This is a genomic window from Pseudomonas wayambapalatensis, assembly GCF_049942315.1.
In the GTDB taxonomy this organism is placed as follows: Bacteria; Pseudomonadota; Gammaproteobacteria; order Pseudomonadales; family Pseudomonadaceae; genus Aquipseudomonas; species Aquipseudomonas wayambapalatensis.
The window spans coordinates 1-5,016 of the sequence record NZ_JBNFMU010000014.1 but is presented as its reverse complement, the minus strand read 5'-3'; the positions used below and the strand labels follow the sequence as shown (position 1 = coordinate 5,016).

At 63.3% G+C, this 5,016-nt stretch carries 4 protein-coding genes; all 4 read right to left on the bottom strand.

All coding sequences use genetic code 11. The features are described 5' to 3' along the window. Positions 1–108 precede the first annotated feature (108 nt). From peaD to peaA, 4 genes are read right to left on the bottom strand one after another with little or no spacing between them, the layout of a single operon-like run. Positions 109–1,236, bottom strand: a complete 1,128-nt coding sequence (gene peaD / locus ACPZMI_RS00150) for a quinohemoprotein amine dehydrogenase subunit beta (protein ID WP_186664556.1) — start codon at positions 1,234–1,236, stop codon at positions 109–111. Between the two features lie 32 nt (positions 1,237–1,268). Next, a complete protein-coding gene (gene qhpC, locus ACPZMI_RS00145) occupies positions 1,269–1,592 on the bottom strand; it encodes a quinohemoprotein amine dehydrogenase subunit gamma (protein ID WP_054891339.1) in 324 nt (107 codons plus the stop codon). Position 1,593: 1 nt separating this feature from the next. Beyond that, a complete protein-coding gene (gene peaB / locus ACPZMI_RS00140; RefSeq protein ID WP_426351422.1) occupies positions 1,594–3,024 on the bottom strand; it encodes a quinohemoprotein amine dehydrogenase maturation protein in 1,431 nt (476 codons plus the stop codon). Between the two features lie 49 nt (positions 3,025–3,073). Next, entirely contained in the window at positions 3,074–4,639 is a 1,566-nt protein-coding gene (gene peaA / locus ACPZMI_RS00135) for a quinohemoprotein amine dehydrogenase subunit alpha (RefSeq protein WP_426351421.1), read from the bottom strand. Positions 4,640–5,016 lie beyond the last annotated feature (377 nt).

Here is a 5,016-nt window from a genome sequence, read left to right as displayed (position 1 = left end):
TTGTTCTTGTGTTGTCTGGACTGGCCTCTTCGCGGGCAAGCCCGCTCCTACTGAGGTCGCATGGGGCCTTGTGGGAGCGGGCTTGCCCGCGAAAAAGCCACCACCGAACTATCGGACAAACACCTGCGGCGTGGTGGTGGACATGTCACCCCCTGGCAGCTTGATGTTCTTCACCTTCTCCAGCGTATTCGGATCGAACACCGCCAGGTCGTTGAAGGTCCCGCCCAGGTAGAGCTTGTCGCCAGCCTTGTCGAAGGTCACGCAGTAGTAGGTATGGTCCAGGTTCGCCGCCTTGACCAGCTTGCGCTGCTTGATGTCGTAGCGGGCCAGGCGGTTGAGCACACCGTAGATCTGGTTCGGATCCTTGGGCGAGCGCAGCCCGGTGAAGTACAGCTCGGTCAGGTCGGCAAACTCCTGGGTGTGGGTCTTGCCGGTCTTGAGGTCCACGCTCAGGTAGCCGTACAGCAGCTCGGCGGTTGCCGGGTCCTGTTTCTCATCCTTGAACTTGGCGATGGTGTACAGCATCGAGAACTCGTGGCGCGGGCTCTGGTGCGGCCAGAAGTACAGCACGTCCGGCGCGCTGTAGCCCTTGCGATTCCAGTTGCGCAGGGGCAGCGCCACTTCGTACTTGCCGGTCTTGACGTCCATCTTGTAGATATCCGGCCCGGCGACGAACAGGCTGCCATCGTCGGCGGCACGCATCAGGTAGACCTGGCGCGGCATGGGGAAGGTGCGCACCGGCTTGGCCCCTACCCCGTCAGCCGTGCTGAACACCTCAAGGCGTGGTGTTTTGACCACGTAGTGGTCGTTCAATCGCTGGGTTGGATTGACCGTGGCATAGACCTCCTTGCCGTCGGGGCTGATGGCGAAGGAATACATCGACTTGCCCACCTCGCCCGGCACGCTCGACAGGTTGGCGTGGAAGGTGGTCGTGCAGGTGTCCAGATCGATGCCATAGATGTCGGCATAGTGATTGTTGAGGATGTAGGCCGTGCGGTTGTCCGGCGCCATCATCGCCGTGCCCGGGCCGAAGGCGTCCGGCAGGCGACAGCTCTTGAACAGCGTGTCGCTGGCCACATCCACCACGTGCAGGTTGTTCGGGTAGTTGGTGGCGATCAGGTACTCATGGCCAGGCTTGAGTGCCGGCCCGGCGGCGCCGTCGGTGGCGTGCACGGCCAGTGTCGCGGCGCAGGTGGCGACGCTTAGCGCCAGTTGCGCGCAGAATCCAGGTTTCATGCGGTTTCCCCTTGTCGTTCTTGTCGGGCCGGTCACTTGTCTTTCGGGAATACGGTGCCGAGGTTGCGCCAATCGTCCTGCGAGTTGCTCGCCTGGGCGTTCCAGTCCTGGTAGGTGCTCATCATGTCGGGCACCTGGGCCGGCCACCAGCAAGGGTCGGAGCAGCCGTACAGGTCAGCCTCCATGGGCTGGCACAGCGAGCTGACGCCACCAAAGGCGTCCACTTCCCAGCCTGGGTCGGTGGTGGCGGTACAACCGGCCACCGCGCTCATGGCCATGACTTCTTCGACGCGGTCTTCGGCGGCAGCCTGTTCAAGAATGCGCGCCTTGTTGTTCAGGGGCTTCAAGTGCTTCATGTCAGTGCGCCTTGCGAGGAGTGATGTAGCGATCGATGAAGGCCGGGTTGGCGGCCATGATGCGGCTGTAGACCTCGATGCCGAAGTCGACCCAGTCGCGCATCAGTTCGCAGTAGTGGTAGGTCGGGTGCTGCGGGTCGCCGTAGCGCGCGTAGCTCTCGTGATAGCAGCCACCGGAGCACAGGTTGCGGATGCGACAGCTGTCGCAACCTGTGCCGCTGCGGTCCAGGCGCTGGGACAGGAAATCGTTGAGTTCGACCTGCTTGACCGCCGTGTGCACGTTGCCGAAGGTCGGCAGGCTGGAGCCGGTGAAGCGGTGGCACAGGTTCAGCTCGCCCTCATGATCGACCGCCAGCATCTTCAGGCCCGCGCCGCATGGCAGCGCCTTCTTGTGCCCCTCGTGGATGTCGGTGATCAGTTGGTGCAGGTTGGAGAAACCGATGTTGCGGTGCTGCAACGCCGCCTCCAGGTACTGGCGACCCAGCGCCTTCATGTTGGCGAACACCTGCACCAGTTCTTCGCCGGTCAGGTTGAAGTCGGCCATGTCGCCCGATGTCACCGGGGCGAAGCCCACTTCGGCAAAGCCCAGCTCGTTGAACAAGTGGTTCCAGATGGTCTGGACATCGGTGATGCCGCGGGTAAGGGTCACCCTGGCGCCGACCGGGCGGCTGTCATAGCGCGACAGCAGCATGTCGGCCTTGCGCCGCACCACATCGTAGGTGCCCTGCCCGCCCACGGTGATGCGGTTGCGGTCGTGCACGGTCTTGGGCCCGTCGATGCTCACCGACAGCCCGAAGCGATGGGCATTGAGCCAGTCGACGATCTCTTCGGTGAGCAGCGTGGCATTGGTGGTCATGATGAACTCCACCTGCTTGCCGGCTTCGGCGAAACGCCGCTCGCAGTAGGCGACCATGTGCTCGATCAAGGGCCGGTTGGACAGCGGCTCGCCGCCGAAGAACACCACGCTGTAGCGAGTCTCGTCAGGCGACTCCTTGAGCAGCATCTCCACCGAAGCCTCGGCGGTGGCGGTGCTCATCTTGCGCCCTGCCGAAGGTTTGTCGAGGTCTTCCTTGTAGCAATAGGTACAGCTCAGGTTGCAGCCCGTGTTGACGTTGAGCACCACCGTATTGAGCGCGGTGCGCTCGACCTGCTTGAGGGCGATTTCCGGGGTCAGCGGCGAACCGTCGCTGACCAGCTCCAGTGCGATCAACTCGCGCAGGGTGTCCTGGATATCGTCGCCCGCAAACTGCTGGCCAAGGCGCTGTATCAGCTCTTCGGCCGAGCAGCCTTGCTGGCGCAGGGTGTCGATGATGCCGCCGGTCACCGCGTCAGCGGTGAACAGCGAACTGCTGGGGATATGGAACAGCATGCGGTCGGCATCGACCTGCACTTCATGCAGGTTGCGTTCGACCAGATTCAGTAGTGCGCCCATGGTGATCTCCCGATAATCGATCCGTTGGAAAAAACCGTGCCTGCTGCCCTTATGGCAGCGGCGGGTTGTTCCAGCGCTGGACGGTGACGATCATGTGGCCTTCACCCGTCTGCCCGCCGTCAGCCAGCGTGGCAATGACTTTCAGGTTGCCGGCGTTGTTGGTCATCATCTTGCGCGCCGGGTTCGGGCCGGCACCGCCGGGTACGAACACACCGTCGGCCTGCATCTGCCCGGCGAACTTCACGTCTTCGTCCTCGACGGCACGTTCGTTGAACGGCTCGACCTTCCAGGTGGCCGGCAGATAACCGATGCGCAACGGTTGGCCATTGGCGTCCTTGCCCCACGCCTCGGCCTCGAAGCGCCCCTGGACCTTGGGTATCGAAGCGCCGTTCTCGCCGATGCGTGCAATGGAGAACGCCGGCACCACCTTGACCTCATCGACCTTGTCGTAGACCGCAAGATTCAAGCCCTTGAGCGTGCCCACCGTCACCTGGCGCTCGCCAGGTGCTGCATCGGCTGCGGCGCGGGCCTTGACCCGAACCAGGGTTGGAGTCTGTTCCAGAATCTCGGTCACCTGCACACCGGCACCCAGCTCGGGCTTGCCGGACAGGCCGCTGCCCACCAAGGTGATCTCGCGCTCGTCCCCGGCCTTGATGAAGGCCGGTTGCACCGCCAGCAGGCGCGCCTTGCCCTCCTTCGCTGCGGTGAAATCGAGGCCGCGCTCGTCGTGCTCGGCCTCGAACATGCGCCCTTTCATCTCGCCATCGAGGGCCGCGAAGACCTGGCGCATCGTGCTGTCGCCGACCTTCACGTTACCGCGCCACTCATAGCCGTTGTAGAGGATCGCCGAGCCGCTGCCGTTGAACGGCGTGCCGTCAGCGTACTGCCCCTTGACTTCGACCTTGAAGCTGTCGCCCTGGTCGGCACTGACCGTCATCACGCCCCGGACATCGCCTTTGGCGAGCATATGACCACTGAACGCCCACTGCCCCGGCAATGCGTCGGCCTTGGGCTTGGCCTTTTGCCACGCGCTCCAGGCGGGGCTTTCCAGCGGGAAGCGCTTGGCCAGGTCCGGCACCACTTGCTTGAGGGCGATTTCCAGCCAGTCGCGGTCGCGTGCCTGGGCCTGGTATTCGAGAGACGGCCACTGGCCGAGGTGGAAGTTGACCAGGTGTTCCCATTCCTGCGCTGGGCGCCGCTGCAATGCGACGCGAGCACCGGAGTGGCAGCGGCCGCAGGTTTCGGCCAATTGCGTATCGAAGTGTTCGACGGTATTGAGCCGGCGTTCCATGGCGTAGCGCACGCCGTCGGTCTCGCTCGGCGCCAGGCCCTGCTTGTCGGCCAGGTACTTGACCAAGGTGCGGCGCTCGTCGTCGCTGATCTGCAGGCCGTGCATCACCTGCATGCGGGCGATGCTCATCAGCCAGCCTTCAGGGGTCTTACGCTGGTGGCTGATGCGGCTGTAGGCATCGTTGCCCTCTGGGATGTGGCACCCCATGCACTTGTTCTGCAAAATCGCCGGGCCCGGTTCGGCCGCCATGGCCTGGGCGCTCAGCAGGGCGGCGGCGACCAGCGCCAATGTGCCCGCCTGCTGCCGGAGTCGAGTCGTCTTCAAGATCAGACCTCCACGGTGTTGTTCTTATCGTTATCGCACGCTTGGATACCGCCGGTGCATGTGACAGTGGCAATACAGGAAGTGTGCCAGGTGTTTGGAAGTGGCGCTTTTTCAGTGACTTGAGCTGCTTTGAGCGCTTTATCCCAGTGAGTTGCGGCGGGTCGGAACGTCCCAATTCGCGACAGGTTGTTTCAGGTTGAGACAGCGGTATCGGTGGTGGCCTTTTCGCGGGCAAGCCCGCTCCTACAGATATTGAATCCTGCACCAACCCGTAGGAGCGGGCTTGCCCGCGAAAAGGCCACCACCGATACCGCTGTCTCAACCTGAAACAACCTGTCGCGAATTGGGACGTTCCGACCCGCCGCAACTCACTGGGA